Annotated in this window: 3 protein-coding genes; all 3 read right to left on the bottom strand. The window is 68.7% G+C overall.

The window, feature by feature from the left end; genetic code table 11:
* On the bottom strand, positions 1–429 hold a 429-nt coding region (locus tag U9977_RS26695), incomplete at its 3' end, for a TylF/MycF/NovP-related O-methyltransferase (RefSeq protein ID WP_322752033.1).
* Positions 426–1,595: a D-alanine--D-alanine ligase family protein gene (locus U9977_RS26690; RefSeq protein ID WP_322752032.1), complete on the bottom strand. Its 1,170-nt coding sequence runs from the start codon at positions 1,593–1,595 to the stop codon at positions 426–428. The genes U9977_RS26695 and U9977_RS26690, both read right to left, overlap by 4 nt.
* The coding region (locus tag U9977_RS26685; protein ID WP_322752031.1) for a threonine ammonia-lyase at positions 1,592–2,607 on the bottom strand (1,016 nt) is incomplete at its 5' end. The genes U9977_RS26685 and U9977_RS26690, both read right to left, overlap by 4 nt.

The raw sequence follows: 2,607 nt of genomic DNA, 5'->3' as shown, positions 1-2,607 counted from the left end.
GGCGTCGAAATGGGCCAGGCTCACCTGCCCGACTTCAGCGGCGAGTGCGGGCGTCAGGGAGTCCTCGAAGAACCCCTTGACAATGCGGATGCCGCGCAGCGTCGGCACCGGGGTCGCAAAGGTACCCTTCGCGATGTTCTCGTACTCGGTGGGCAGGCCCTCGAACGAGTCGCAGGCGTAGATCCGTTTCCGGCGCTGGGCGCGGTCCCACAGGCTGCACTGGAGGAGCTCGTCGCGGATCACTCGGGTCGACGCCCCTTTCCAGACGCCGAACTCGACGATGTTTCCGGGCACCGGGCGGGCAATCTGCACCGCAAGCTCGAGTACCTGCGCCCGCGAGGCGAAGGTCACCTTCGACCGCCAGGCCGCCCAGTCGCCCGGACGGCCTGCGAACCACTCCTGACGGGTTGTCGCAACCTCGATGGTCATGACGTGACCTCCATGATCGTTCGTCGTCTGGTGCGTACGTGTCGCTCGAACGCCAGCTCGATGAGACGGCTGACGAGGTCCGGGTAGGGGATGCCGGTCGCGGCCCAGACCTTCGGGTACATGGAATGCGCGGTGAAGCCGGGCATTGTGTTCAGCTCGTTGACGTAGAGCCGGTCCGCGTCCTCGTCGTACAGGAAGTCGACCCTGGCCAGGCCCCAGCCGCCGACGGCGCGAAACGCCCGGACGGACAGCTCGCGGACCTCGTCGGTCACCCGCGGGGCCAGCACCGCGGGCACGATCATCGGGTCGCTGTCGCCGAAGTACTTCAGGTCGTAGTCGAACCACTCGCCCACGACGGTGACCTCACCGGGGACCGACGCCGCTGGGGATTCTCCCCCGAGCACGCCGCACTCGATCTCACGTCCCGTCACACCCTGTTCGACGATTACCGTGTGATCATAGTCGAGTGCCTTCGCAACGGCGGCAGCCAGGGCGTCATCCGAGATCACCCGCGACACCCCGATGGAGGAGCCCATGCTGGCCGGCTTCACGAACAACGGCCAGCGCAGGCCGTCAAGCAGGCTGTGCGGATTGCGGGACGAACACCAGGTCGCCTCGTCGAACCACCGGTGAGGGGTGACGGGGATGCCCTCCGCGACGAAGGCCCGTTTCATCGCGACCTTGTCCATACCAACGGCCGATCCGACCACGCCGCAGCCGACATAGGGGACCCCGAGCAGCTCGAGGAACCCCTGGATGACACCGTCCTCGCCGAACGGGCCATGCAGGAGCGGGAACACGACGTCGAGGTGGGCGAGGACGTCCCGCGGGTCGTCGGCGGGCGTGACCACCACCTCGGAGTGCAACCGGCCGCGCCGCAACTCCACCGGCTGGCCTACCACCTCGAGGCGGTCGTCGATGGCCCGGGCGTGTGGCGGCAGATGCCGCAACCGGTCGACCGCGTCGTCCGGCACGAGCGTGAAGCGACCGTCCCGGGCGATGCCGATCACGACGGGCTCGTAGCGGTCTTGCGGCAGAGCCCGTACCAGCCCCAGTGCAGACGAGCACGAAACGTCGTGCTCCGCTGACGGACCACCGAACAGGATCCCGACCCGCAGTCGTGCTCGCCCGTTCGCAGCGTTCCCGCCCGCCATGTGCCCGCTCATGACGTGCCGCTCATGACATTCCCACCGATGACGCCGCTGCCCCCGGCAGCGGCCGCCTCGTGTTCGGCGATGAGGCGAGTGATCAACGTTGGCTCGACATTCCCTCCGGTCAGCACCACACCGACATCGTCGAAGCCATCCAGCGAGGCATCGTCGAGAGCCGCGGCCAGACCGGCGGCACCGGACGGTTCCAGGAGAAGCTTGGTGTGGAACAGCGCCAGGCACAGGGCACGGCCGATGCTCCGATCATCTACGTGGAGCACGCCTGCGATCGATCCACGAACGATGTCGAAAGGGATGCGACCGACGCACGCGGGTCGCAGACCGTCGGCCAGCGTGTCGGCCGGCGGCACGGCCACCCGTCTGCCGGCCGCGAGGCTGCGTGCAAGCGAGTCGCACCCCCGGGGCTCCACCCCGAAGACCGCGATGCCCTCACCCTGCGCGGCCAGGCACGCTCCGGCCACGCCACCGCCGCCGCCCACCGGGACGACGATGGCGTCGAGGTGGCCACCGCACCGGCGGACGTCCTCGATGAGTTCGAGGCTGGCCGTTCCCTGACCTGCGATGACGTCAGGATGATCATAGGCGTCGATGACCGGGTAGCCCGTCGACTCGTGCAGCCGTCCGACGATGTCGAGCCGGTCGTCGAGGGTGGTGCCGGCGAGGACCACCTGCGCGCCACATGCCTCGGCTGCCGCGATCTTGATGGGAGGCGCGTCGACCGGGAGCACGACGATGGCGGTGAGACCGTACTTGCCTGCAGCCAGAGCAACGGCGAGCGCATGGTTGCCGGTGCTCTGCGCGATCACGCCCAGCCGGTTCCCCGCCTCCGCCAGCCGACCCACCGCCCGCATCGCGCCGCGGGCCTTGTATGAGCCGCTACGTTGCAGGTTCTCCGCCTTGAGCCACAGTCGGGTTCCGGCGCGGCGGTCGAGGGACGCCGACCGGATGACCGGCGTGCGGATCATTCGTCCGGTCAGCCAGTCAGCGGCCGATTCGACATCGGCGCGAC

Source organism: Protofrankia sp. Cas8, assembly GCF_963555845.1.
GTDB lineage: Bacteria > Actinomycetota > Actinomycetes > Frankiales > Frankiaceae > Protofrankia.
The sequence above is the reverse complement of the archived record's forward strand: the minus strand, read 5'-3'. Positions and strand labels throughout refer to the sequence as shown.